The sequence below is a fragment of the Pseudomonas sichuanensis genome (assembly GCF_003231305.1).
GTDB classification, from domain to species: Bacteria; Pseudomonadota; Gammaproteobacteria; order Pseudomonadales; family Pseudomonadaceae; genus Aquipseudomonas; species Aquipseudomonas sichuanensis.
Genome location: NZ_QKVM01000004.1, coordinates 72,075 through 95,329 on the forward strand (window position 1 = coordinate 72,075; position 23,255 = coordinate 95,329).

21 protein-coding genes are annotated in these 23,255 nt (G+C 64.9%); 9 read left to right on the plus strand and 12 right to left on the minus strand.

Annotated elements, in window-relative coordinates; genetic code table 11:
• Position 1: 1 nt before the first annotated feature.
• Positions 2–829, minus strand: a complete 828-nt coding sequence (gene fdhD, locus DM373_RS03300) for a formate dehydrogenase accessory sulfurtransferase FdhD (RefSeq protein WP_110992205.1) — start codon at positions 827–829, stop codon at positions 2–4.
• A gap of 174 nt (positions 830–1,003) precedes the next feature.
• On the opposite strand from fdhD, the gene lysM reads away from it, so the two are divergent.
• Complete coding sequence (gene lysM, locus DM373_RS03305) at positions 1,004–1,444, plus strand: peptidoglycan-binding protein LysM (RefSeq protein WP_110992206.1); 441 nt, start codon at positions 1,004–1,006, stop codon at positions 1,442–1,444.
• Positions 1,445–1,511: 67 nt separating this feature from the next.
• Here lysM and yrfG read toward each other — a convergent pair whose 3' ends face one another.
• Positions 1,512–2,174 (minus strand): GMP/IMP nucleotidase, encoded by a 663-nt coding sequence (gene yrfG / locus DM373_RS03310; RefSeq protein WP_110992207.1) that lies wholly within the window; start codon positions 2,172–2,174, stop codon positions 1,512–1,514.
• 64 nt (positions 2,175–2,238) lie between these two features.
• Here yrfG and nudE point away from each other — a divergent pair, with 64 nt between their 5' ends.
• Together nudE and cysQ are read left to right on the plus strand one after the other, a co-directional pair.
• Positions 2,239–2,805 carry an ADP compounds hydrolase NudE gene (gene nudE, locus DM373_RS03315; protein WP_110992208.1) on the plus strand — a complete coding sequence of 189 codons (567 nt, stop codon included), beginning with the start codon at positions 2,239–2,241 and terminating at the stop codon, positions 2,803–2,805.
• The gene (gene cysQ, locus DM373_RS03320; protein ID WP_110992209.1) at positions 2,802–3,644 is read left to right on the plus strand and encodes a 3'(2'),5'-bisphosphate nucleotidase CysQ; all 843 of its coding nucleotides are present in this window, start codon (positions 2,802–2,804) and stop codon (positions 3,642–3,644) included. The genes nudE and cysQ overlap by 4 nt, the downstream gene beginning before the upstream one ends.
• 105 nt (positions 3,645–3,749) lie before the next feature.
• On the opposite strand, the gene DM373_RS03325 is transcribed toward cysQ, so the two are convergent.
• From DM373_RS03325 to rfbB, 7 genes are read right to left on the minus strand one after another with little or no spacing between them, the layout of a single operon-like run.
• Positions 3,750–4,205 (minus strand): thioesterase domain-containing protein, encoded by a 456-nt coding sequence (locus tag DM373_RS03325; protein ID WP_110992210.1) that lies wholly within the window; start codon positions 4,203–4,205, stop codon positions 3,750–3,752.
• Positions 4,202–5,614, minus strand: coding sequence for a sigma-54-dependent transcriptional regulator (locus DM373_RS03330; RefSeq protein WP_110992211.1), 1,413 nt, complete (start codon positions 5,612–5,614; stop codon positions 4,202–4,204). The genes DM373_RS03325 and DM373_RS03330 overlap by 4 nt, the downstream gene beginning before the upstream one ends.
• Positions 5,611–7,425, minus strand: coding sequence for a sensor histidine kinase (locus DM373_RS03335; protein ID WP_110992212.1), 1,815 nt, complete (start codon positions 7,423–7,425; stop codon positions 5,611–5,613). The genes DM373_RS03330 and DM373_RS03335 overlap by 4 nt, the downstream gene beginning before the upstream one ends.
• A 38-nt stretch (positions 7,426–7,463) precedes the next feature.
• A complete protein-coding gene (gene rfbD, locus DM373_RS03340) occupies positions 7,464–8,324 on the minus strand; it encodes a dTDP-4-dehydrorhamnose reductase (protein WP_110992213.1) in 861 nt (286 codons plus the stop codon).
• Complete coding sequence (gene rfbC / locus DM373_RS03345) at positions 8,321–8,881, minus strand: dTDP-4-dehydrorhamnose 3,5-epimerase (protein ID WP_110992214.1); 561 nt, start codon at positions 8,879–8,881, stop codon at positions 8,321–8,323. The genes rfbD and rfbC overlap by 4 nt, the downstream gene beginning before the upstream one ends.
• On the minus strand, positions 8,878–9,753 hold the full coding sequence (gene rfbA, locus DM373_RS03350) for a glucose-1-phosphate thymidylyltransferase RfbA (protein ID WP_110992215.1): 876 nt from the start codon (positions 9,751–9,753) through the stop codon (positions 8,878–8,880). The genes rfbC and rfbA overlap by 4 nt, the downstream gene beginning before the upstream one ends.
• Positions 9,750–10,835, minus strand: a complete 1,086-nt coding sequence (rfbB, locus tag DM373_RS03355; protein WP_110992216.1) for a dTDP-glucose 4,6-dehydratase — start codon at positions 10,833–10,835, stop codon at positions 9,750–9,752. The genes rfbA and rfbB overlap by 4 nt, the downstream gene beginning before the upstream one ends.
• A gap of 169 nt (positions 10,836–11,004) precedes the next feature.
• On the opposite strand from rfbB, the gene DM373_RS03360 reads away from it, so the two are divergent.
• The 3 genes from DM373_RS03360 to DM373_RS29150 all read left to right on the plus strand — a co-directional run bounded on the left by DM373_RS03360 (position 11,005) and on the right by DM373_RS29150 (position 15,634).
• Entirely contained in the window at positions 11,005–13,905 is a 2,901-nt protein-coding gene (locus DM373_RS03360) for an aminotransferase (protein WP_110992217.1), read from the plus strand.
• Positions 13,906–14,145: 240 nt separating this feature from the next.
• Complete coding sequence (gene aguA, locus DM373_RS03365; protein WP_110992218.1) at positions 14,146–15,252, plus strand: agmatine deiminase; 1,107 nt, start codon at positions 14,146–14,148, stop codon at positions 15,250–15,252.
• A 184-nt stretch (positions 15,253–15,436) separates the two neighbouring features.
• Positions 15,437–15,634: a hypothetical protein gene (locus tag DM373_RS29150; protein ID WP_110992219.1), complete on the plus strand. Its 198-nt coding sequence runs from the start codon at positions 15,437–15,439 to the stop codon at positions 15,632–15,634.
• Positions 15,635–15,916: 282 nt separating this feature from the next.
• Here DM373_RS29150 and DM373_RS03375 read toward each other — a convergent pair whose 3' ends face one another.
• On the minus strand, positions 15,917–18,025 hold the full coding sequence (locus DM373_RS03375) for a TonB-dependent receptor (protein ID WP_110992220.1): 2,109 nt from the start codon (positions 18,023–18,025) through the stop codon (positions 15,917–15,919).
• Positions 18,026–18,525: 500 nt separating this feature from the next.
• On the opposite strand from DM373_RS03375, the gene DM373_RS03380 reads away from it, so the two are divergent.
• Entirely contained in the window at positions 18,526–19,845 is a 1,320-nt protein-coding gene (locus tag DM373_RS03380; RefSeq protein ID WP_110992221.1) for an OprD family porin, read from the plus strand.
• Positions 19,846–19,875: 30 nt separating this feature from the next.
• Here the strand turns inward: DM373_RS03380 and DM373_RS03385 are convergent, their stop codons facing one another.
• The gene (locus tag DM373_RS03385) at positions 19,876–21,546 is read right to left on the minus strand and encodes an FMN-binding glutamate synthase family protein (RefSeq protein ID WP_110992222.1); all 1,671 of its coding nucleotides are present in this window, start codon (positions 21,544–21,546) and stop codon (positions 19,876–19,878) included.
• A 268-nt stretch (positions 21,547–21,814) separates the two neighbouring features.
• Between DM373_RS03385 and DM373_RS03390 the strand changes: the two genes are divergently transcribed.
• Both DM373_RS03390 and DM373_RS03395 read left to right on the plus strand, forming a co-directional pair.
• Entirely contained in the window at positions 21,815–22,006 is a 192-nt protein-coding gene (locus DM373_RS03390; RefSeq protein WP_110992223.1) for a type II toxin-antitoxin system HicA family toxin, read from the plus strand.
• Between the two features lie 17 nt (positions 22,007–22,023).
• Positions 22,024–22,437, plus strand: a complete 414-nt coding sequence (locus DM373_RS03395; RefSeq protein ID WP_110992224.1) for a type II toxin-antitoxin system HicB family antitoxin — start codon at positions 22,024–22,026, stop codon at positions 22,435–22,437.
• Positions 22,438–22,477: 40 nt separating this feature from the next.
• On the opposite strand, the gene DM373_RS03400 is transcribed toward DM373_RS03395, so the two are convergent.
• The gene (locus tag DM373_RS03400; RefSeq protein WP_110992225.1) at positions 22,478–23,197 is read right to left on the minus strand and encodes a response regulator; all 720 of its coding nucleotides are present in this window, start codon (positions 23,195–23,197) and stop codon (positions 22,478–22,480) included.
• Between the last annotated feature and the right edge of the window lie 58 nt (positions 23,198–23,255).

Below are 23,255 nucleotides of genomic sequence, written 5' to 3' on the forward strand. Positions count from 1 at the left end.
ACTACTCCGCCGCTGGGCTGAATACCCGCGGTGCGCTGTGTTTGGGCAGGTGGATAAGGTTGAGGTTGTGCTTGCGTGCCCATTGCAGGGCAAGGCCCGTGGGCGCCGAGAGGCTGACCAGGGTCTGGATGCCGGCGCGCAGCACCTTCTGGATCAGTTCCAGGCTGCAACGGCTGGTGACGATGGCCAGGCCACCCGTGGTGTCGATGCGCTGGCGCAGCAGGGCGCCGATCAGCTTGTCCAGGGCGTTGTGCCGGCCGATGTCCTCGCGGCCCAGCAGCAGTTGGCCGTCGCGGTCCATGAACAGCGCTGCGTGCACGGCGCCGCAGTGCTGGCCAAGGGGCTGGAAGGCATCGATGCGCTGGCGCAGGTCCTTGAGCCAATGGGCCGGGAGCAAGGGGGCTCCGGGCAGTACCTTCAGTTCGGGCAGCGCCTGCTCCAAGGCTTCGACACCGCACAGGCCGCAGCCGCTGGTGCCGGCCATCTGGCGGCGCTGGTTCTTCAGCTCCCAGAAGGCACGGCTGGAGATTTCCAGGTCGGCATACAAGGCCGAGCCGCTGCCGGAGAGCTTCACGTCATAGATTTCGTCAGTACCGCTGACGATGCCGCTGCCGACGCTGAAACCGATCGCGAAGTCCTCAAGGTCGGTGGGGCTGACCAGCATCACCGCCTGGTTGAGGCCGTTGTAGACGATGGCCAGTGCTACTTCCTCGGCCAGCGGTGTGCTGGCACGCGCAGCATCGGTGAGCTCGAGGTAGTCGTAGGTGTTGCTGGCGGCGGGCAGATCGAATGACGAAGGCGCCGCGCAGACCGGAGGCTTGCTGTTCATCGGGGCGAATACCGGCGGCAGTTTGATGCCACAAGCCTAGGCCGCCGGGCAGGTGGCGTCTAATCGCTAGCGTCTATGCCGTGATAGACCACGTCGATTGGTCGCACAGGGGCGCAGGGCAGGATCCTGGCCTAGACTCCTGCTTCCACGGATTCACCCTCAAAGGAGCGCCACATGAGCCTGTTCAGTTTCGTGAAGGAAGCCGGTGAGAAGTTGATCGACCTGCTGACCCCGGGCAATGCCAATGCCGAGGAGCAGTTGAAGAAACACGTCGAAAGCGTTGGCCTGGGCAACCCGAACATCTCGGCCACTGTAGAGGGAGACAAGGTCATCCTCAAGGGCGAGGTGAGCAGCCAGGAAGAGAAGGAGAAGATCATCCTGGCGGCCGGCAACATTGCCGGTGTGGCTGCGGTGGACGACCAGATCACCGTCACCGGGCCGATTGCTCAGGCGGCGGTGTTCGTCACCGTGGTGAAGGGCGACACGCTCAGTGCCATCGCCTTGAAGGTGTATGGCAACGCCAACCAGTACAACAAGATCTTCGAGGCCAACAAACCGATGCTCAAGCACCCGGACAAGATCTATCCGGGGCAGGTATTGCGTATTCCCGACTGACCTCATCGCGGGGCAAGCCCGCTCCCACGTGAGTCTGCGTGGGAGCGGGCTTGCTCCGCGATAGGGCCTACAGTCCTTTCAACAACTCCCGGTAATCCTCGACCGCCGCGAACTCGTGGGTATCCCGAGGTTCCGCCCGGCTATCCGGCTGGCGCACCGCCAGCAGGTGCCCCACCCCAAATCGCCGAGCACTGCGCAGAATCGCCAGGGTGTCATCGATGAACAGGCTGCGCGCCGGTTCAAAACCGATGTCCGCCTGCAACGCGTCCCAGAACTGCGGGCTCTCCTTCGGATACCCGTAGTCATGCGAGCTGATCAGCCGTTCGAAATACGGCGCCAGCTCCACCCGCTCCAGTTTCAGCGACAGCGAGTCACGGTGCGCATTGGTGATCATCACCACCCGCTTGCCGGCCTTGCGGATGGCGGCGAGGAAGGTGTCGGCATCCGGTTTCAAGGCGATCAGGTCGGCGATCTCCTGCTTCAGCTCGCGGATCGGCAGGCGCAGCTCGCGGCTCCAGAAGTCCAGGCAGTACCAGTTCAGCGTCCCGGCATGCTGTTCGAACAGCGGCTGCAGCTCCATTTCGGCCATCGCCCGGCTCACGCCATGCAGCTCGGCGTAGCGTTGGGGCAGGTGCTGCAGCCAGAAGCGGTTGTCGTAGTGCAGGTCGAGCAGGGTGCCGTCCATGTCCAACAGGACAGTATCGATGGCGGACCAGGGGAGAACGGGCATGGGAAACTCTCGATCAGGTAGCAAGCCACGGTATAGTAACCCGTTCACGCCAAGGAGCCGCCCCATGCGCCAGAAACCCACCGTCCTCAGCCGCGAGATCGTCGCCAGCAGCCGCCTGTTCCGCGTCGAAGCCGTGCAGTTGCGCTTTTCCAACGGCACCGAACGCACCTATGAGCGACTGGTCGGCCGGGGCAATGGTTATGGCGCGGTGATGATCGTGGCCATGCTCGATGCCGAACACGCAGTGCTGGTCGAGGAATATTGCGGCGGCACCGATGAATACGAACTGTCCCTGCCCAAAGGCCTGATCGAGCCGGGTGAGGACGTGCTGGCCGCCGCCGACCGCGAGCTCAAGGAAGAGGCCGGTTTCGGCGCACGCCAGCTGGAGCACCTGACCGAACTGTCGTTGTCGCCCGGCTACATGAGCCAGAAGATCCAGGTGGTGCTGGCCACCGACCTGTACGAAGAGCGGCTGGAGGGTGATGAGCCGGAGCCGATGCGGGTCGACAAGGTCAACCTGCGCGAGCTGTCGGCGCTGGCCATGCACCCGCAGTTCAGCGAAGGCCGGGCCCTGGCGGCGTTGTACCTGGCGCGTGACCTGCTGATCCAGCGTGGGGTGCTGAGCGCATGAACGATGTTCAACTGATGCAGCACGTGGTGAAGCTCGCCCAGTTGGCCGGCGAGGCCATCCTGCCGTTCTGGCGCGCAGACGTGGCCGTCACCACCAAGGCCGACGACTCGCCGGTGACCGCTGCCGACCTGGCGGCGCACCGGATCATTGCCGATGGCCTGCAAGCGCTGGCGCCGCAGATCCCGGTCTTGTCCGAGGAAGACTGTGATATCCCGCTGCAGACCCGCGCCGCCTGGCAGCGCTGGTGGTTGGTCGACCCGCTGGACGGTACCAAGGAATTCATCGCTGGCAGCGAAGAGTTCACCGTCAACATTGCGCTGATCGAGCAGGGCGAGGTGGTGTTTGGTGTGGTGGCGATGCCGACCAATGGCCGTTGTTACTTCGGCGGTCGCGAGCTGGGGGCCTGGCGTGCCGAGCGCGATGCCGAGGCGCAGGCGATCCAGGTGCGCAACGCGCCGCCACAGGATGGCCGTTTCACCGTGGTCGCCAGCCGCCGGCATTCCAGCCCCGAGCAGGAAGCGCTGCTGGCTGGCCTGACCAGCGCTGTGGGCGAGCTGGAACTGGCCAATATCGGCAGCTCGTTGAAGTTCTGCCTGCTCGCCGAAGGCGCTGCCGACTGCTATCCGCGGCTGGCGCCGACCTCGCAGTGGGACACCGCTGCCGCGCAGGGCGTGCTGGAGGGGGCCGGGGGCGAGGTGATCGGCCTGGATGGTCAGGCGTTTCGTTACCCGCCACGGGAGTCGTTGCTCAACCCGTTTTTCCTGGCGTTGCCCAAGGCTGCCGATTGGCGGCAGGCGTTAGTTGAACTATGCATGTCCTCAGCTGACCCCAAAGTGTGACGCACGTGGGAGCGGGCTTGCCCCGCGATGAGGCAATAGCAGGCCACTCAGTTGTCCTGACTGGCCTCATCGCGGGGCAAGCCCGCTCCCACGTTGATCAGCTTCTCAGCGGTGCAGCACGTACTGGCCGCTGAACCTCACCGCAGGCTCGTCACTGCCCTCATTGCTCACCACCGTCTCCAACGTCAACCGCGCCCGCCCGCGGCGCTGGTACATCGTCAGGAACCGTTCCCAGGCTTTCTCGTCCGGCGCCGGGCAACGCGCCACGGCGGTACCGGTCACCGGCAGTGGATAACTGATCTGCCCCTCCTGGATGACGATGTGCCCGTCATCGATGCCCAGCTCACGCAAGCGCAGGTGCAGCCAGCCCCAACCCACCAGTACCGCGCCGCAATACAGGCTGCCGCCGAACATGGTGCTCTTGTGGTTGACGTTGGGGGCCAGCGGCAGCTGCAGGCGCAGGCAGTGGCCTTGCCAGTCGATGACGGCCATGCCCATCTCGCGGGTCAGGGGAATGTCGCCGTGCAGGACGGCTTGCAGGTACTGGCTGTCGGTGCTCATTGACGGTTGTCCTCATGGTCGTCGTGCCCGCCGCTGGCGCCGTCGAAACTCATGCCATGCTTGCGCAGCTTGTCGTGCAGGGTCTTGCGCGGGATGCCGAGGGCTTCGGCAAGGCTGCGCATGGAGCTGTGTGGCTGGGCCAGTTCGGCGGCGATCAGCGAGCGTTCGAACTGCTCGACCTGTTCGCTGAGGTTGCCGCTCGGCACGGGCCGGTGAACGTCGTTGGTGGTGGCTGGCGGTTGCCCGTCGAGGGCCAGTTCAAGGCCCAGGGCGAAGCGCTCGGCAGCGTTCTGCAGTTCGCGCACGTTGCCCGGCCATTCGTGGCGCAGCAGCATGGCGCGCTGGGCGGGTTGCAGGCTGTGGGGCGCCAAGCCGTGGCGTTCGCTGGCGGCATCGGCGAAATGCTGGAACAGCACCAGGATGTCGTCGCCACGCTCGCGCAGGGCCGGGATGCGCAGCGGCGCGACGTTCAGGCGGTAATACAGGTCGGCACGGAAGCGGCCCTGGTCGGCGGCTTGGCGCAGGTCTTCCTTGGTTGCGGCGATGATGCGGATGTCCAGCGGGATCAGCTGGTTACCGCCCAGGCGCTCGACCACTCGCTCCTGCAACAGGCGCAGCAGCTTGACCTGCACATCCAGGCTCATGCTCTCGATCTCGTCGAGGAACAGCGTGCCGCCGTTGGCGAATTCGAACTTGCCGATGCGGCGCTTCTGCGCGCCGGTGAACGCCCCTGGCTCATGGCCGAACAGCTCGCTCTCGACCACCGATTCGGCCAGGGCGCCGGCGTTGATCGCCACGAACGGGCCGTCGCGGCGGCTCGACAGGTCGTGCAGGGCACGCGCCACCACCTCCTTGCCTGCGCCGGTTTCGCCAAGGATGAGCACGTCGGCGCGGGTGCCGGCGAGGGCGCCGATCTGCTCGCGCAGGCGCAGCATGGCCGGCGACAGGCCGACCAGGCGCGTGGCCAGTTGCTGGCGGTCGCTCAGCGCCAGGCGCAGGCTACGGTTGTCCAGCACCAGCCGGCGCAGGGCCAGGGCACGGCGCACGCTGTCGAGCAGGGCGTCGGTGGCAAAGGGCTTTTCAAGGAAGTCATAGGCCCCGGCACGCATCGCCTGCACCGCCAGCGGCACATCGCCGTGGCCGGTGATCAGCAGCACGGGCAGCTCGCTGTCACGGGCGTGCAGTTGCTCCAACAGTTGCAGGCCATCGATGCCGGGCATGCGGATGTCGCTGACCACCACGCCCGGCCAGTCGGCCTCGATGCGCGCGGCCAGGCCCTGGGCATCGGCCAGGGCCACGACCTTGAGCCCGGCAAGGTCGAGGGTCTGGCTCAGCGCCTGGCGCAGGTGCGGGTCGTCATCGACCAGGATCACCTGGGCGTGGCTGTCGATCAGTGTCTCGGTGGTCATGCCGAGGTGTCCTCCGAAGATTGCAGGTTGGCGCCGGGCGTGGCCACGCGCAGTTGCAGGGTCAGCAGGGCGCCGCCTTCCGGGTGGTTGGCCAGCAGCAGCTCGCCGCCCAGGGCGCGCATCAGGCTTTCGCAGATGGCCAGCCCCAGCCCCAGGCCCTGGGTGCGGGTCTTGGTGGTGAAGAAGGGCTCTTTGGCGTGCTCCAGGGCCTGGCGGCTGAAGCCTGGGCCGTTGTCGCGAATGTACAGGTAGACGCAATCGTCCTGGCGCTCGGCACTTAGCCACAGCTTGCGCGGGTTGGCCTTTTCGGTGAGCGCGTCCAGGGCATTGGCCAGCAGGTTGCCCAGCACCTGGCGCAGGCGGGTTTCACCGGCCTGCACCCACAGGGTGGCCTCCGGCAGGTCACGCACCAGCTCCACGGCCATGGCCCGGCGGCGCTTGGCCAGCAGCGCCAGGGCGTCGTCCAGCGCCGGCTGCAGGGCCACGCTTTCCGGGGCGTGACGGTCGCGGCGGGCAAAGGCGCGCAGGTGGGCGATGATCGAGGCCATGCGCCCGGTCAGTTCGCCGATCAGCTTGAGGTTGCCGCGCACGTCCTCGGAACGCTGGTGGTCGAGCAGGATCTCGGCGTTTTCGGCGTAGCTGCGGATCGCCGCCAGCGGCTGGTTGAGTTCGTGGCTGATGCTCGCCGACATGGTGCCGAGCACCGACAGCTTGCCGGCCTGGACCAGCTCGTCCTGGGCGCGCACCAGCTCCTGCTGGGCGTTCTCGCGCTCCAGCACGGCGCTTTTGAGCCGGGTGTTGAGGCCTTCGAGGTCGGCGGTGCGCTCCACCACGCGGTTTTCCAGCTCATGGCGGGCGCGGGCTTCGAAGTCGATGCGGTCGATGTAATGGCGGCGGCGCTGCATAACCAGGCCAGCCAGCAGCATGGTCACCAGCAGCGCACCGGCGCCGATGGCCATGACCGTCTGCACCGAGCGGTCGACCAGGGTGCGCGGGGCGAGAATGCTCACCTGCCAGCCGGTTTCCTTGATGTCGCGGGTCTGCGTGAGCCAGGCGTCGTGGTTCAGGCTCAACGGTTGCGGCGCCTGGGTCGGGTACGGCTGGATGGCGATGATTGCCTGGCGCTCGGCCTCGGTCAGTTCACGGGTGGCGCGAAAGCGCCAGTCCGGGCGTGAGGTGAGCACTACCACGCCGTTCTGGTCGGTCAGCAGCAGCTGCTCGGGGGTACGGCCCCAGAGGGTTTCGGTGTGGTCGAGGTCGACCTTGACCACCAGCACGCCGATCACCCGCTCACGGTCGTGCACGGCGGCGGCGAAGAAATAGCCGCGCTTGGCCGATGTGGTGCCCTGGCCGAAGAAGCGCCCCAGGTGGCCGTCCATGGCTTCGATGAAGTACGGCCGGAACGAGAAGTTGCGGCCGACGAAGCTGTCCTGCTTGTCCCAGTTGGAGGCGGCCAGGGTGTTGCCGCTGACATCCATCAGGTACATCACTTCGGCACCGGTCTGCTGGGTGATGTGCTTGAGCAGGCGGTTGGCGTTGGTCACCGCCTCGAGCTTGAACGGGTCGGCCAGCACGCCGCGCAGGGCCGGCAGTTCGCCGAGGATCTGCGGTAGGGTCTCGTAGCGGTGCAGGGTGCCGAGCAGGTTGGCGACGTAGAGGTCGAGGGTCTGGCGGTTCTGCGAGGCCAGTTCTTCCTGGTAGTAGCGCTCGGCCAGATGATGCAGAGGCCACAGCAGTGGGGTCAGGCACAGCGCCAGCAGGGCGAGGCTGCGCCAGCGGGGGCGGCGAGGCGGCGTGGGTTTGGGAATCATCGGTAAAGGGCGCCAGGAGAGTCTGGCGCAATTATGCGCTAGTTAAGGCAGTCGATCAGCGCTTGATGCCAGTGCGGCTGCGTAACCTGCCATTCGCGCGCCAGGCGCGAGCAGTCCAGGCGCGAGTTGAGCGGCCTTTGCGCGGGTGTGGGGTATTCGCTCGACGCGATCGGCAGCAGTTCGGCGCAAGGCAGGCCTTGTGCCTTGAGCCGTTCAGCGATGGCCTGGGCAAAGCCGAACCACGACGTTTCGCCTTGTGCGGTCAGGTGGTAGGTGCCCCAGGCGCCGGCCTGGCCCTGTTGCCAGCGTTCGATCAGGGCGCGGGTGCTGGCAGCGATGGTGCCGGCCCAGGTGGGGGCGCCGACCTGGTCGTTCACCACCTTCAATTGCGGGCGTTCCTGCAGCAGGCGCTGCATGGTCAGCAGGAAGTTGCGCCCATGCCGCGAGTAGACCCAGCTGGTGCGCAGGATCAGGTGCTCGCCGCCGACTGCCGCAATGGCCTGTTCGCCGGCCAGCTTGCTGTGGCCATAGACGCCCAGCGGGTGCGGTGCATCGTCCTCGTCATAGGGCGCCGCCTTGCTGCCATCGAAGACATAGTCGGTGGAGTAGTGGATCAGCGGCACGCCCAGGCGCGCGGCCTCTTCGGCGAGTACCCGGGGGGCTTCGGCGTTGATGGCGAAGGCCAGTTGCGGCTCGCTTTCGGCCTGGTCCACGGCGGTGTAGGCTGCGGCGTTGATGACCAGGTCGGGCCGCAGCTCGCGCAGCGGCGCGCGCAACTGCTGCGGGTGGGCAAGGTCGAGCTGCTCGCGGCCCAGCAGGTGGACTTCGCCCAGGCCGGCCAGCGCGCCTTGCAGTGCCTGGGCCACCTGGCCATTGCGGCCGCAGACGAGCACTTTCATGGCAGCAGGCTCCCTGCCTTGCTCAGTTCGCTGAAGCGTTTGCCCAGCTTGTCCTTGTCGGAAAGCTTCGGCGCTACCCCCTGCAACTGCCAGTCGATGTTCAGGTCCGGGTCATCCCAGCGGATGCAGTGCTCGGCACCGGGGTTGTAGTAGTCGGTGGTCTTGTACAGGAACTCGGCCGACTCGCTCAGCACCACGAAGCCATGGGCGAAGCCGGGCGGGATCCACAACTGGCGACGGTTTTCGGCGGACAGGCGCGCCGCCACCCACTGGCCACAGGTTTTGGAGCTGCGGCGCACGTCCACCGCCACGTCCAGCACTTCGCCGTGGACCACCCGCACCAGCTTGCCCTGGGTGTTCTGCACCTGGTAGTGCAGGCCGCGCAGCACGTTGTGCGCTGAGCGCGAGTGGTTGTCCTGGACGAAGTCGCCCGTGAACCCGGTCAGTTCGGCGAACACCCGGGCGTTGAAGCTTTCGAAGAAAAAACCCCGGTCGTCACCGAACACCTTGGGTTCGATGAGCAGTACGTCGGGTATGTCGGTAGCAATGATGTTCATGCAGATTCTTTGGCCAGTTTGCCCAGGTATTGACCGTATCCGGTCTTTTTCAGTTTTTCGGCCTTGGCCAGCAAGTCTTCGCGGCTGATCCAGCCCTGGTTGAAGGCGATCTCTTCCAGGCAGGCCACTTTCAGCCCCTGGCGGTTCTCGATGGTCTGCACGTACTGCGAGGCGTCCAGCAGGCTTTCATGGGTGCCGGTGTCGAGCCAGGCAAAGCCGCGGCCGAAACGCTCCACGCGCAGGTCGCCGCGTTTGAGGTAGGCGTTGGTGATGTCGGTGATTTCCAGCTCACCGCGTGCCGAAGGGCGTACATCCTTGGCGATGCGCACCACATCGTTGTCGTAGAAATACAGGCCGGTCACGGCATAGCTGGACTTGGGCTGCAGTGGCTTTTCCTCGATCGACAGGGCATTGCCCTGCTCATCGAACTCGACCACACCGAAGCGCTCGGGGTCCTTGACCCAGTAGCCGAACACGGTGGCCCCCGACTCATGTTTCACGGCGCGTTGCAGCTGTTCGGTGAAGCTCTGCCCGTGGAAGATGTTGTCGCCCAGGATCAGGCACACCGAGTCATCGCCAATGAACTGCTCGCCGATCAGGAAGGCCTGGGCCAGCCCGTCCGGCGAGGGCTGTTCGGCGTAGCTGATGTTGAGGCCGAACTGCTGGCCGTCGCCGAACAGGTTCTTGTACTGCGGCAGGTCCTGGGGGGTGGAAATCAGCAGGATGTCGCGGATCCCGGCGAGCATCAGCACCGAGACCGGGTAGTAGATCATCGGTTTGTCGTAGATCGGCAGCAGCTGCTTGGAGACACCGAGGGTGATGGGGTGCAGACGGGTGCCGGAGCCACCGGCCAGAACGATACCTTTGGTCATGCGATCAAGTCCTTGATGTTGGAGTTGCCCAGGCGCTCACCTTGATAGCTGCCGTCCTGTACACGGCGGCACCATTCGAGGTTGTTCAGGTACCACTGCACGGTCTTGCGCAGACCGCTTGCGAAGGTTTCTTCGGGGACCCAGCCCAGCTCGCGCTCGATCTTGCTGGCGTCGATGGCATAGCGCAGGTCGTGGCCGGGGCGGTCCTGCACGTAGGTGATCAGGTCTTTGTAATGCGCGATGCCGGCCGGGCGTCGTTCGGGGGCCAGCTCTTCAAGCAGCTTGCACAGTTGGAGCACCACGTCGATGTTCTTCTGCTCGTTATGCCCGCCGATGTTGTAGGTCTCGCCGACCTGGCCTGTGCTCACCACCTTGAGCAGCGCCCGGGCGTGGTCCTCGACGTACAGCCAGTCGCGCACCTGCTGGCCGTTGCCATACACCGGCAGCGGTTTGCCGGCCAGGGCGTTGAGGATCATCAGCGGGATCAGCTTTTCCGGGAAGTGGTAGGGCCCGTAGTTGTTCGAGCAATTGGTCAGCAGCACCGGCAGCCCATAGGTGCGCTGCCAGGCGCGGACCAGATGGTCGGACGCCGCCTTGCTCGCCGAATAGGGCGAGCTGGGCGCATAGGGCGTGGTTTCGGTGAACAGGTCGTCGACGCCATGCAGGTCGCCATACACCTCATCGGTGGAGATATGGTGGAAGCGGAAGGCTTCGCGCTGCGCCGCCGGCAGCCGCGACCACCAGGCGCGGGTGGCTTCGAGCAGGGCATAGGTGCCGACGATATTGGTCTGGATGAAGGCCGCCGGGCCATCGATGGAGCGGTCCACGTGGGACTCGGCCGCCAGGTGCATGATCGCCTGGGGCTCGAAGCGTTGCAGAACCTCGGCGACCGTTGCCTGGTCGGCGATGTCGGCCTGGACGAACTCGTAGCGGCTGTTGCTGGCGATGGGCTGCAGCGATTCCAGATTGCCCGCGTAGGTCAGCTTGTCGAGGTTGAGCACCTCATGCTCGGTGCTGCCGATCAGGTGGCGGATCAGGGCCGAGCCGATGAAGCCGGCACCGCCGGTGACGAGAATGCGCATGTGCAATGGCCTTTGCTGAGGGCTTTGGCGAAAAGCCTAGCTGGTTTGTTTGTGGCCGCTCGTCGTAAATCGTGCTGGCGAACGATGTCCGTCGCCTGGTGCGAGCTGCCTCTTGAATAACGGCAACAGTAGTGGCGATATAAGCGGCAAAAAAACCGAGGTCCCCCGCATGCCCCTGAGCACCCTGATCCAGCGTTCGAGCCAGCCCAGCCCTTCACTCGGTGAAGCCCAGGCCCATGCCCTGCTGCGCTCGCATTATGACCTGCGGGGCGAGTTGCAGGCACTGGGTAGCCAACAGGATGTGAATTTTTGCCTCGACACTGGCCAGGGGCGCTATGTGCTCAAGGCCTGCCACGGCAGCTACGCCGAAGCCGAATTGCAGGCCCAGCACGCCGCCCTGGCGTACTTGCGCGAGCGTGGCGTGCCGGTGCCGCAGGTGCAGCCGTCGCTTGCCGGTGAGGCGCTGCTGGCGCTTGAGGTCGATGGCCAACCCCTGCGGGTGCGGCTGCTCAGTTATATCGAAGGCCAGCCGCTGACCCGCCTCAAGCACCTGCCGTTGTCGGTGGTGGCTGAGCTGGGCAGGCTGTGCGCGCAGGTCGACCGGGCGCTGGCAGGTTTCGAGCATCCGGGGCTGGAGCGCACCTTGCAGTGGGACCCGCGGCATGCCCAGGCACTGGTCGAGCACCTGCTGCCGGTCCTCACTGACCCGGCACGCCGCCAGCAGGTCGCGGGTCTGGCCCGCCAGGCCGCAGACAGGCTGGCGCCGCTGGTCGGGCAACTGCCGACCCAGGCCGTGCACCTGGACATCACCGACGACAACGTGGTGTGGGCGCGTGACGGGCAACGGGAGTGGCAAGTGCAGGGGGTGATCGATTTCGGTGACCTGCTGCGCAGCTGGCGCATCGCCGACCTGTCGGTGACCTGTTCGGCGCTGCTGCACCACGCCGAAGGCGACCCGCTGCGCATCTTGCCGGCGGTGGCCGCCTACCAGGCCGCCAACCCGCTTGAAACGGCCGAATTACAGGCGCTCTGGCCGCTGGTGCAGCTGCGCGCCGCCGTGCTGGTGCTCAGCAGCGAGCAGCAGTTGGCGATCGACCCACTCAATCAGTACACCCGCGACAACATCGCCCATGAGTGGGAAATCTTCGACACCGCCTGCGCGGTGCCCGCCGCGCTGATGGAAGTGGCAATCCTGCAGGCTGCCGGCAAGCGGCCCGCCAGCGCCGACTTCAGCGGTTGCCTGCCGTTGCTGCCAGCGCTTGCAGGGCAGGCGATCACCCGAGTCGACCTCGGTGTGCTCAGCCCGCACTGCGAGGCCGGCAACTGGGAGCAACCAGGCTTCGACCAGCGCCTGCTGGCCACCCAGCCTGCGCCGGCCTGCAGCCTGCACGGCCAGTACCGGCTGTCGCAAACCCACATCGACCGCCCCGAGGAGCCCGCCACCTGTGCCCTGGGTGTAGAGCTGCAGCTGATGCCCGGCAGCCTGCTGCAGGCACCTGCCGAGGGCGTATGGCAGCGTGCCGGCGACAACCGCGGCTGCCTGCGCACCGCGCACTGGAACCTGTGGCTCAACGGCCTGGAAGAGGCCCCGGCCGACGGCCAGGTGCTTGCCAGGGGCCAGGCGCTGGGCGCCACCTGTGGCTTCCTCAGTGTGCAGCTGTGCCTCGATGGCCAGGCCGTGCCGCCGTTTTTCGCCACGCCCAGTGCTGCCGCTGCCTGGCTGGCCCTGTGCCCTTCGCCTTCGGCGCTGCTGGGCTTTGATTGCGCCGCCGAGCCCCTGGCCGACGCGCAGGCGCTGCTGGCCCGCCGCGATGCCAGCTTCGCCCGCTCGCAGAAGCACTATTACGAGCAGCCGCCGCATATCGAACGCGGCTGGCGCAACTACCTGATCGACATGCAGGGCCGCTCGTACCTGGACATGCTCAACAACGTCGCGGTGCTCGGCCATGGCCACCCGCGCATGGTCGCCGAGTCGGCGCGCCAATGGTCGTTGCTCAACACCAACTCGCGCTTCCACTACGCGGCCATTGCCGAATTCTCCGAGCGCTTGCTGGAAGTGGCGCCGGAAGGCTTCGACCGGGTGTTCCTGGTCAACAGCGGCACCGAGGCCAACGACCTGGCGATCCGCCTGGCCTGGGCCTACAGCGGCGGGCGCGACCTGCTCAGCGTGCTGGAGGCCTACCACGGCTGGTCGGTGGCAACGGATGCGATCTCCACCTCCATCGCCGACAACCCCCAGGCCCTGCAAACTCGCCCGGACTGGGTGCACCCGGTGGAGGCGCCGAACACCTTCCGTGGCCGTTACCGCGGTGCCGACAGCGCGGCTGACTACCTGCGCGATGTCGATGCCAAGCTCGCCGACCTCGATGCCCGTGGCCGCCAGCTGGCGGGCATGATCTGCGAGCCGGTGTACGGTAACGCCGGCGGCATCTCGCTGCCGGCCGGCTATCTGCGCGAGGCCTACGCCAAGGTGCGCCAGCGTGGCGGGGTGTGCATCGCCGACGAGGTGCAGGTCGGCTATGGGCGCCTGGGCGAATATTTCTGGGGCTTCGAGGAGCAGGGCGTGGTGCCGGACATCATCACCATGGCCAAGGGCATGGGCAACGGCCAGCCGCTGGGGGCGGTGATCACCCGCCGCGAGATCGCCGAGGCGCTGGAAGCCGAGGGTTACTTCTTCTCCTCGGCCGGCGGCAGCCCGGTCAGCTGCCGCATCGGCATGGCGGTGCTGGACGTGATGCGTGACGAAGGGCTATGGGACAACGCCCGTGACGTGGGGCGGCATTTCAAGGCGCGGTTGCAGGCGCTTGTCGATAAGTATCCGCTGGCGGGTGCCGCCCATGGTTCGGGCTTCTACCTGGGGTTGGAGCTGGTGCGCGACCGGCAGACGCTGGAGCCGGCCACGCAGGAGACCATGCACCTGTGCAACCGCCTGCGCGAGCTGGGGATCTTCATGCAGCCGACCGGCGACTACCTGAACATCCTCAAGATCAAGCCACCGATGTGCACCACGCGGGCGAGCGTGGACTACTTTGTCGACAGCGTGGAGCGGATCCTCGCCGAAGGGCTTTGAAATCGATTGTTATCGGGTTGAGAGCATCCTTTATGCGAAATCGGTCTTCATTGCACCTTTGAAAGCAGATATTTATCGGCTATAAATGTTCGCCATCAGCCGGTGGGACCGCTTTGCGGTCCTTTCGCGGCACAAGGCCGCTCCTACACAGGGACGCGACTCCCTGCAGGGGCTGCCTTGTGTCGCGAGAGGTGCGCGCAGCGCGCCCCGCCCTTCCGCCAGTTGCCCTAGAGGTTATCGATGAAAACCCTCAACACGACTCCCCGCGCCGACGGCTTCCACATGCCCGCCGAATGGGCCCCGCAAACCCAGGTGTGGATGGTCTGGCCGGAGCGCCCGGACAACTGGCGCCTGGGCGGCAAGCCGGCGCAGGCCGCGCACGTGACCCTGGCCAAGGCCATCGCCCGTTTCGAACCGGTCACCGTGGCGGTTTCCGCCGGCCAGTACGAGAACGCCCGGCGCCAGCTCGATGTGCCCAACATCCGTGTGGTCGAGATCAGCAACGACGACGCCTGGGTGCGTGACACCGGCCCGACCTTCGTGATCAACGACCAGGGTGAAGTCCGTGGCGTGGACTGGGGCTTCAACGCCTGGGGTGGCTTCGATGGCGGCCTGTACGCACCGTGGAACCGCGACGAGGAACTGGCGGCCAAGGTGATGGAAATGGAGCGCGTGCAGCGTTACCACACCGAAGGTTTCGTGCTTGAAGGCGGCTCGATCCATGTCGATGGCGAAGGCACCCTGATCACCACCGAAGAGTGCCTGCTCAACCGCAACCGCAACCCTCACCTGACCCGCGAGCAGATCGAAGACATCCTGCGCGAGCACCTGGCGGTGGAAACCATCGTCTGGCTGCCGGACGGCCTGTACAACGACGAAACCGACGGCCACGTCGACAATTTCTGCTGTTACGTCAGCCCAGGCGAAGTGTTACTGGCCTGGACCGATGATTCCAACGACCCCAATTACGCACGCTGCCACGCGGCCTACGATGTGCTGAAAAACAGCCGCGACGCCAAGGGCCGCGAGTTTGTGGTGCACAAGATGCCGATCCCTGGCCCGCTGTTCGCCACCGAAGCCGAATGCGCCTGCGTCGACCAGGTGGTCGGCAGCCAGGAGCGTGACCCGTCGGTGCGCCTGGCCGGCTCCTACGTGAACTTCCTGATCGTCAACGGCGGCATCATCGCGCCGAGCTTCGATGACCCCGCCGATGCGCAGGCCAGAGCGATCCTGGCCAAGGTCTTCCCGGATCACGAAGTGGTCATGATCCCCGGCCGCGAGCTGCTGCTCGGCGGCGGCAACATCCACTGCCTGACCCAGCAACAGCCGGCGCCGTTCAAGCGCTGATTCACGCAGCAAGAAAAAGCCCGTCCGATGACGGGCTTTTTTGTTTGTGGCGACGTTCGGTGGCGGCGAATGGCACAGCTCTTGTATTAGTTTTTCATTGTGTTTCAGAGAGATAGGCCCACGCCGTTCTGTAACAAACCTTACGTAAGTTAGCCGCTCACGGGCCCAGGGAGTGCGTGTAGAAATGAATGCAGCAAGTGAGTCGGCTATGCCCCCATCGGCAGTGAATCACCAAACGCTTGAAATACTGGCGCAGTGGTTGCGAGACCATGGATGCATCCGGGTCAGGAAGACCGACCCACGACGTCTGCTGAACGGGCGTTATCCGCAGGGCTTGATCAGCGATGCGGAGCTCGAAGCGCTGCTGGCTGTGTGGCACTGACCGGGTATCAATCCGTCGCAACGAAAAACGCCACCGCACATGCGGTGGCGTTTTCGTTTGTGGCGCTTGTGCTGGCCGCATCGCCGGCAAGTCGGCCCACTAACAGGCTTGCACGCTCTCTGTAGGAGCGGCCTTGTGTCGCGATAGGGCCGCAGCGCGGCCCCAGGATTTCAGCGTCAAAGCAGAAATCGCGGGGCTGCTTTGCAGCCCTATCGCGACACAAGGCCGCTCCTACAGAGGACAGCAGTCCATTGGGTGGGAGCTGGCTTGCCAGCGATGGCGTCAGAAGCTGTAGCTGCCGGTCACCACCAGGCTTCGCGGATCGCCATACTGGATCTGCGCCGCGCTGGTGGCCGAATCGTAGTAGGTCTTGTCGGTGATGTTCTTCAGCGCCGCGCGCACGTCCCAGTCATGGGTGCGATAGCCGGCCAGGGCATCCCAACGGCCATAGCCCGGCAGGATCACGGTGTTCTGGTTGTCGGCGTAGCGGTCACCCACCAGCGTCATGCCGGTTTCGGCGTACCAGCCCAGCTCCGGCTTCCAGGTCACGAACAGGCTGGCGTTGCGCCGGGCCACGTCGTTGATGCGGTTGCCTTCCTGGCCATTGTTGTCCTCGACGATCTTCGCGTCCTGCAGGCCGATGCCGCCGCGTACATACCAGTTGCCGACCACATTGCCGGTGGCGGTCAGCTCGATGCCGCGCGAGCGCTGCAGGCCAGACATCAGGGTGATGTTCGGGTCGATCGGGTCGCGGGTGCGGCGGTTGTAAAGCTCCAGTTCGTAGAGCGCCAGGGTGGTAGTCAGGCGCTCGTCGAACCAGTCGCTCTTGACCCCGATTTCCTTCTGCCGGGTCAGCTCCGGGTCGGTCTCGTTGGTGTTGCCGGCCGCGCCAGGGGTGATGCCGATCAAGCCGCCGCCGACGGGTGAGTAGGTCTTGCTCCAGGAGGCATAGAAGGAGTGGTCGCGCCACGGCGTATAGACCACGCCCAGGCGTGGGCTGAAGCTGTTGTCGTTCTGCTTCTCGGAGAGGTTGCGCAGTTTGTTGGTGGTTTCCACCTCGAACTGGTCGAAGCGCACGCCGGCAAGGATCTGCCACTGGTCGTTCAGGCGGATCTGGTCCTGCAGGTAGATGCCGCGGCTCTCGACCACCGTGTGGTTGTTGCTCGACACCGCCATGCGGCCATTGTGCTGCAGGTTACGGTTGGGGCTGTCGAGGTTCAGGGCCGGTACCGGGCGGGCACCAGGGCCTGTAGTGGCGGCGTTGTACAGCGTCGGGTCGCGGCGCTGGTTGCCGAATTCCAGGCCCAGCAGCAGCTTGTGCTCCAGGCCCCAGGTGCTGACATCACCCTCGGCTTCGAGGTTGTTGAACAGGTTGCGGGTGTTCAGGTCCTGCTGCCAGCGCTGGCGGGTAACCAGGTTGGTGCGCGGGTTGTAGGCGGTCTGGTAGGTGTTGTCGAACTCACTGTCGAGCTTGAACAGGCCCAGGGTATGACGCAGTTGCCAGTTGTCGCTCAGCTGGTAGTTCAGGCGCGAGCGCAGCGTCTGGGCGCGGTCGTCGATGTAGTCGCGCTGGGTATCGCCATAGGTGGCGCTGCGGCTGACGTCCGCCGGGCGCCCGGTCAACGGGTTGCCGGGGATGCCGCGGTCTGGGGTGCGGTTGTAGCGGCTGTACTCGTACTGCACCAGCCAGTTCAGGTCGGGGTTCAGTTGCCAGCTCATGGAAGGGGCGAACAGCTGGCGGTTGCCATCGACGCCGTGGCGGAAGCTGTTGCTGTCTTCATTGCCCATGTTCAGGCGCAGGCTGACGGTGTCGCTGGGGTCTGCGCTGAGGTCGGCGTAAAGGCTGCGCAGGTCCTGGCTGCCGCCCTGGGCTTCGATGGTCGAGCGGCGGCCATGTTCCGGCGCCTTGCTCACCCGGTTGACGATGCCGCCCTGGCTGCCACGGCCATACAGCACCGCGGCCGGGCCTTTGAGCACTTCGACCCGCTCGATGTTGTGCAGGTCGCGCACGTATTGGCTGTCGTCGCGCACACCGTCCAGGTAGAAGTCGTTGCTGGCCTCGAAGCCGCGTATGCGTACGCTGTCGAAACGCGTGTCGGCGCCGCTGCTGACGTTGGGGATACCTTCCAGGGCCTCGCCCAGGGTGCTGCTGCCATAGTCCAGCACATTGCTGGTCTTCACCGTGTCGATGGCCTGGGGCACATAGCGCACCGGGGTCGAGGTACGGGTCGCAGTACTCACTTCGCGTACCCGTGGGTTGTCCTCTTCGCGCTCGCTGTCGGCGGTGACTGCGGTTTCCGGCAGGGTGGTGGTGGCGGCACTCGCCAGGCCTGCGCTGAACAACAGCGAAAGGCCCAGGGTCAGGGGTGAAAGGCGGCAGGGGGCAGGCATTGCAGGCATCCATCTACGCAAGTGAGAAATTGGGCGCGAATGGTAATGCTTGCTATTTGCTGTTGCTCGCCTATTCGTAAAGACTTGTCTTTACGTTTGTATCACTTTGTAACTAGTCCTTTCTGAACGATTCGACCGGTACCAAGCGCGCGTGTGCGTTGCCCATTTACATGACCGTTGTGCGAGTTTTTTCGATAAAACCTGAAAGAGACAAATTTGCGCAGAAGCTGGGCATTAGTGCGTGGAAATGCACTGTTCCAGACCTTTTTTTTGGTTATATCAACCTGCAAATCACGATTTTTTGACATGTATAAGCAGGCGCAGCTAGGATTCGGCCTCTACGCCTGCTGGCCATGACTTGGCCATGCGGCTGAAAGGCCCGTTGCAGACCATCAGCGGGCCTTTCAGCCTGGATCCGCATAGCGTCGAACCTACGAAGGGGCGTTGGTTCCTGGCGTTCTCATGCAGAGCGTTTTTGATTAAGCAATAAGGAAAATAAAATGTTGAAAACCAGGATCAGCCTGGTCGCCCTGGCGATGATCGCCGCGACCCAGGCACAGGCCAACGAGCAGGCCGACAGCAAAGGTTTCATCGAGGACAGCCACGCCAACGTCCTTCTGCGCAACGCTTACATCAACCGTGACAAGAAGCATCGCACCGACGACCAGATCGAATGGGGCCAGGGCGTCATCGCCAACTTCTCCTCCGGCTTCACCCAGGGCACCGTCGGTGTCGGCGTTGATGCCTTCGGCCTGTACGCCGTGCGTCTGGACGGCGGCAAAGGCCACAACGGTGGTGGTGGTGTCGACTTCTTCAAGCCGCACAACACCAAGAACGCCGACGGCAACGCCAGCAGCCCACATGACCTGGCCCGCGGCGGCGCTGCAGTGAAGTTCCGCATCTCCAACACCGTGCTCAAGTACGGTGACCAGATGCCGGCCCTGCCGGTGCTGAACTACGACGATGGCCGTCTGCTGCCAGAAAGCTTCACTGGCACCCTGATCACCTCCAAGGAGATCAAGGGCCTGGAGCTGAACGCCGGCCGCTTCACCCAGGAAGCCCGCAAGAGCGCCGAAGGGCGTGACAGCGGCGGCCTGAAGTCGATCGACGTGTTGGGTGGTAGCTACAAGTTCACCGACAACTTCACCGCTTCGCTGTACACCGCAGACAACGAAGATGTGATGAAGAAGCACTACCTGGGCCTGAACTACGTCTTCCCGATCGCCAATGACCAGTCCGTGACCCTGGACTTCAACGGCTACAAGACCAGCATCGACAAGCAGTTCGTGCGCTCGGCCGAGCTCAACGGCGACTCCAACACCATCTGGAGCCTGGCGGCCACCTACGCCTTCGGCCCGCACTCGATCACCCTGGCGCACCAGCGCAGCACCGGCAGCACCGGCTACAACTACGGCGGCTACCAGAGCGCGGGTGGTACCAGCGACGGTGGTTCGACCATCTACCTGGCCAACTCCTACTGGTCCGACTTCAACGCCGAAGACGAGCGTTCCTGGCAGCTGGGCTACGGCCTGGACTTCGGCGCCTTCGGCGTGCCGGGCCTGACCTACAAGGTCGCCTACGTAGTGGGTGACAACATCAACACCCGCAACCTGAAGAACCCGGAAGGCTTCGGCGAAGGCAAGGAACGCGAGATCTTCAACCAGCTGCGCTACGTCGTTCAGGACGGCCCGGCCAAGGACCTGTCGATCAAGCTGCGTAGCTCGTTCCTGCGTACCAACAACGCGGTCCAGCAGAACGGCTACAACGACGACGGCAACGAAGTTCGCGTATTCGTCGAGTACCCAATCAGCATCTTCTGATCCTGATCTGGCGTCATCAGCAGCCCCGGCCTATGCCGGGGCTGTTTCTTTGTGGCGTGCCGCATTCGCCGCAGGCACCCCTTCGACTTCCCCCATCTGCGGCGCAAAGCTGTCACTGCGCGCCATCCGCCACATCCGTGCATAGAACGCGTTATCGATCGAGCCGCTGAGCAACTCACCCGGTTTGAGGAACGCGTGCAGCTGCGAAAACAGGCTGATCTCACTGGGGCTGATGCGCCGTGCCAGGTGCTTGGGCTTGAGCTCGGACGGGTGATCCAGCCCCGCAGCGGCCAGCATTTCGGCCAGGGCGTGCAAGGTGTTGCGGTGAAAACTCGCAACCCGCTCGGCTTTCTCCGGCACCACCAGCGCACGCTGGCGCAGCGGGTCCTGGGTGGCCACGCCAGTGGGGCACTTGTTGGTGTGGCAGCTTTGCGACTGGATGCAGCCGATGGCGAACATGAAGCCGCGTGCCGAGTTGACCCAGTCGGCGCCGATGGCCAGCACGCTGGCAATGTCGAACGCGCTGACGATCTTGCCCGCCGCGCCAATGCGCACGCGTTCGCGCAGGTTCAGGCCCACCAGGGTGTTGTGCACGAACATCAGGCCGTCACGCAGCGGCATGCCCATGTTGTCGGAGAACTCCCGGGGCGCCGCGCCGGTGCCGCCTTCCTTGCCATCGACGACGATGAAGTCCGGGGTGATGCCGGTGGCGAGCATGGCCTTGGCAATGCCCATGAATTCCCACGGATGGCCCAGGCAGAACTTGAAACCTACCGGTTTGCCGCCTGACAGCTCGCGCAGCCTGGCGACGAACTGCAGCAGCTCCACCGGGTTGCGGAAGGCGCTGTGGGCGGCCGGCGAGATGCAGTCCTGGCCCTCGCGCACCCCCCGGGTGGCGGCGATCTCGGCGCTGACCTTGTGCCCCGGCAGGATGCCGCCATGGCCCGGCTTGGCACCCTGGCTGAGCTTGATCTCGATCATCTTCACCTGGCCATCGCGCGCCTGTTCGGCGAAGCGTTCGGGGTCGAAGCGCCCGTCCTCGGTGCGGCAGCCGAAATAGCCGCTGCCAATTTCCCAGATCAGGTCGCCGCCGTGTTCGCGGTGATAAGGGCTGATGCTGCCCTCGCCGGTGTCATGGGCAAAGCGCCCCAGGCGCGCCCCTTTGTTCAGCGCGGCAATGGCATTGGCGCTGAGCGCGCCGAAGCTCATGGCCGAGATATTGAAGATCGACGCCGAATACGGCTGGGTGCACTGCGGCCCGCCGATGCGAATGCGAAATGACGCAGGATCTGCCTGTGGCACGGGCAGCATCGAATGGCTGATGAACTCGAAGCCCGGCTTGTACACATCATTGAGGGTGCCGAAGGCCTTCTCGGCGCTCTCGTTCTTGGCCCGGGCATAGACCAGCGAACGTTGCGCACGGGAGAACGGCAGCTTGTCGTCGTCGCCCTCGATCAGGTACTGGCGAATCTCAGGCCGGATGGTCTCGATCAGGTAGCGGATGTTGCCCAGGATCGGGTAGTTGCGCCGCACCGCGTGGTGGCTCTGGCGCAGATCATTGAGGCCGACCAGGCTGAGCAGCGCGGTCACCAGGGTGAATGGCCACAGCCAGCTGTGCTGGATCAGAAAGGGGATGCTGGCAAGGGTGAAGACCAGGCACAGGGCCAGGCAGGCATAACGGCTGGGGAGCGAATCGTTCATGGGTCCATCGCAGGCGGGATGACGCGGCCTAGGATAGGCAAAGCCTGTGCGCGGAAAACCAGGGGTTTCGGTAAAAGACTCTTGCATGGGCGTGGGGTGTGGCGTTTGCGCCGCAAGATCCGGCATCACTTGCGTGCCTGCCTTGCTCTTTCCCCTGACCATACTTCCCCTCCAGGCAGCCCGCTGGTCGGATTGGTGGGTATGGTGTTGATAGATCGTTGACGGTAGTTATACTAACCACCGCTGCGAACAGCCCAAGGAAGGGTTCATGAACAGCCGCGAAATGATTTCGGTGATCGAGGCCGATGGTTGGTACCTGGTGCGATCCAAGGGCAGCCACCATCACTTCAAGCACCCCCACAAGACTGGGCTGGTGACCATCCCGCACCCGAAGAAGGACCTGCTGCCCGCCACTGCGGCCAGCATCCTGCGCCAGGCGCGGATCGGCTACGCCAGCTGACCAGGAGAGCCACTGCCATGTTATTCCCCATCGCCATCCTGCCCGGCGACGACCAGCACGCCTGGGGCGTGGAAGTCCCGGACATCCCGGGCTGCTTTTCGGCCGGTGAAGACCTCGATGACGCCATCGCCATGGCCCGCGAGGCCATCGAGGGCCACCTCGAACTGCTCGCCCAGGACGGCCAGGAAATCCCCAAGGCCAGCAAGGTGAGCGCCCATGCGGCCAACCCTGACTACGCCGGATGCACCTGGGCGCTCATCGACATCGATATCACCCGCTACCTGGGCAAGGCCGAGAAGCTCAACATCACCCTGCCGGCCTACCTGCTCACCCGTATCGATGCCTACGTGAAGAACCATCCTGAGCAGAAAAGCCGCTCGGGCTTCCTGGCTGAAGCGGCGCTGAGAATCCTGCAGGGCGACTGCAAATAGCTACGTTGGGCCCGCTTTGGGCTACCGAACCAGGCGCACCTCAGGTGCCCGAAGCTTCGCGGCGCAGGTTCAGCAAGTAGCCTTCGTTGCGGATGGTGAGGATCTGCGCAGCTTGGCCCGGTGCACGGCGCAACTGTCGGCGCAGGCGGCTGATGCACATGTCCACCGAACGGTCGTCGGGCAGGTGGTCGCGGCCGAACGCGCTGCGTGTCAGATGATCGCGGGATACCACGCTGTTATCGGCCTGCAGCAACTCGTGCAGTACCCGGTAATCGGAGCGTGGCAGGGTCAGGGCCTGGCCGTCGGGGTGGGTGAGCAGCCGTTTGATGGGGTCCAGCGCAAAGCCTGCGAATCGCTGCGGCTGGACATCGCCTTCGCCGGTGCTGGCCTCCAGCTGCAGGGGCCGGCGCAGCACCGCCTTGATCCGGGCAACCAGCTCGCGGGGCTCGAAGGGCTTGGCCAGGTAGTCGTCGGCGCCTGCTTCCAGGCCAGTGATGCGGTCCAGGGTGCTGCCCTTGGCCGACAGCAGGATCACCGCCAGCCCCGGCAGCCCCTGCAACTGCCGGCACAGGCTCAGGCCATCCTCGCCGGGCAGCATCAGATCCAGCACCACCAGGTCGACCTTGTGCAGGGCCAGTTGCGCGCGCATCTGCTCGCCATCTGCGGCCGCTAAAACCTGGTAGCCGGCATCACTCAGATAATCGCAGAGAAGTTCGCGAATCTCGTCGTCATCGTCGACAACCAGCAGGGTGAAGCTCATGGAAGGGTACCTGTAGAAATGCGAGCGGCAGCGCTCGTTACGATCAACGTCATCCCCG

Bases quoted from the DNA above. Each gene is read 5' to 3' on its own strand.
- fdhD (WP_110992205.1), bottom strand. From the start codon at position 829: ATGAACAGCAAGCCTCCGGTCTGCGCGGCGCCTTCGTCATTCGATCTG.
- lysM (WP_110992206.1), top strand. From the start codon at position 1,004: ATGAGCCTGTTCAGTTTCGTGAAGGAAGCCGGTGAGAAGTTGATCGAC.
- yrfG (WP_110992207.1), bottom strand. From the start codon at position 2,174: ATGCCCGTTCTCCCCTGGTCCGCCATCGATACTGTCCTGTTGGACATG.
- nudE (WP_110992208.1), top strand. From the start codon at position 2,239: ATGCGCCAGAAACCCACCGTCCTCAGCCGCGAGATCGTCGCCAGCAGC.
- cysQ (WP_110992209.1), top strand. From the start codon at position 2,802: ATGAACGATGTTCAACTGATGCAGCACGTGGTGAAGCTCGCCCAGTTG.
- DM373_RS03325 (WP_110992210.1), bottom strand. From the start codon at position 4,205: ATGAGCACCGACAGCCAGTACCTGCAAGCCGTCCTGCACGGCGACATT.
- DM373_RS03330 (WP_110992211.1), bottom strand. From the start codon at position 5,614: ATGACCACCGAGACACTGATCGACAGCCACGCCCAGGTGATCCTGGTC.
- DM373_RS03335 (WP_110992212.1), bottom strand. From the start codon at position 7,425: ATGATTCCCAAACCCACGCCGCCTCGCCGCCCCCGCTGGCGCAGCCTC.
- rfbD (WP_110992213.1), bottom strand. From the start codon at position 8,324: ATGAAAGTGCTCGTCTGCGGCCGCAATGGCCAGGTGGCCCAGGCACTG.
- rfbC (WP_110992214.1), bottom strand. From the start codon at position 8,881: ATGAACATCATTGCTACCGACATACCCGACGTACTGCTCATCGAACCC.
- rfbA (WP_110992215.1), bottom strand. From the start codon at position 9,753: ATGACCAAAGGTATCGTTCTGGCCGGTGGCTCCGGCACCCGTCTGCAC.
- rfbB (WP_110992216.1), bottom strand. From the start codon at position 10,835: ATGCGCATTCTCGTCACCGGCGGTGCCGGCTTCATCGGCTCGGCCCTG.
- DM373_RS03360 (WP_110992217.1), top strand. From the start codon at position 11,005: ATGCCCCTGAGCACCCTGATCCAGCGTTCGAGCCAGCCCAGCCCTTCA.
- aguA (WP_110992218.1), top strand. From the start codon at position 14,146: ATGAAAACCCTCAACACGACTCCCCGCGCCGACGGCTTCCACATGCCC.
- DM373_RS29150 (WP_110992219.1), top strand. From the start codon at position 15,437: ATGAATGCAGCAAGTGAGTCGGCTATGCCCCCATCGGCAGTGAATCAC.
- DM373_RS03375 (WP_110992220.1), bottom strand. From the start codon at position 18,025: ATGCCTGCCCCCTGCCGCCTTTCACCCCTGACCCTGGGCCTTTCGCTG.
- DM373_RS03380 (WP_110992221.1), top strand. From the start codon at position 18,526: ATGTTGAAAACCAGGATCAGCCTGGTCGCCCTGGCGATGATCGCCGCG.
- DM373_RS03385 (WP_110992222.1), bottom strand. From the start codon at position 21,546: ATGAACGATTCGCTCCCCAGCCGTTATGCCTGCCTGGCCCTGTGCCTG.
- DM373_RS03390 (WP_110992223.1), top strand. From the start codon at position 21,815: ATGAACAGCCGCGAAATGATTTCGGTGATCGAGGCCGATGGTTGGTAC.
- DM373_RS03395 (WP_110992224.1), top strand. From the start codon at position 22,024: ATGTTATTCCCCATCGCCATCCTGCCCGGCGACGACCAGCACGCCTGG.
- DM373_RS03400 (WP_110992225.1), bottom strand. From the start codon at position 23,197: ATGAGCTTCACCCTGCTGGTTGTCGACGATGACGACGAGATTCGCGAA.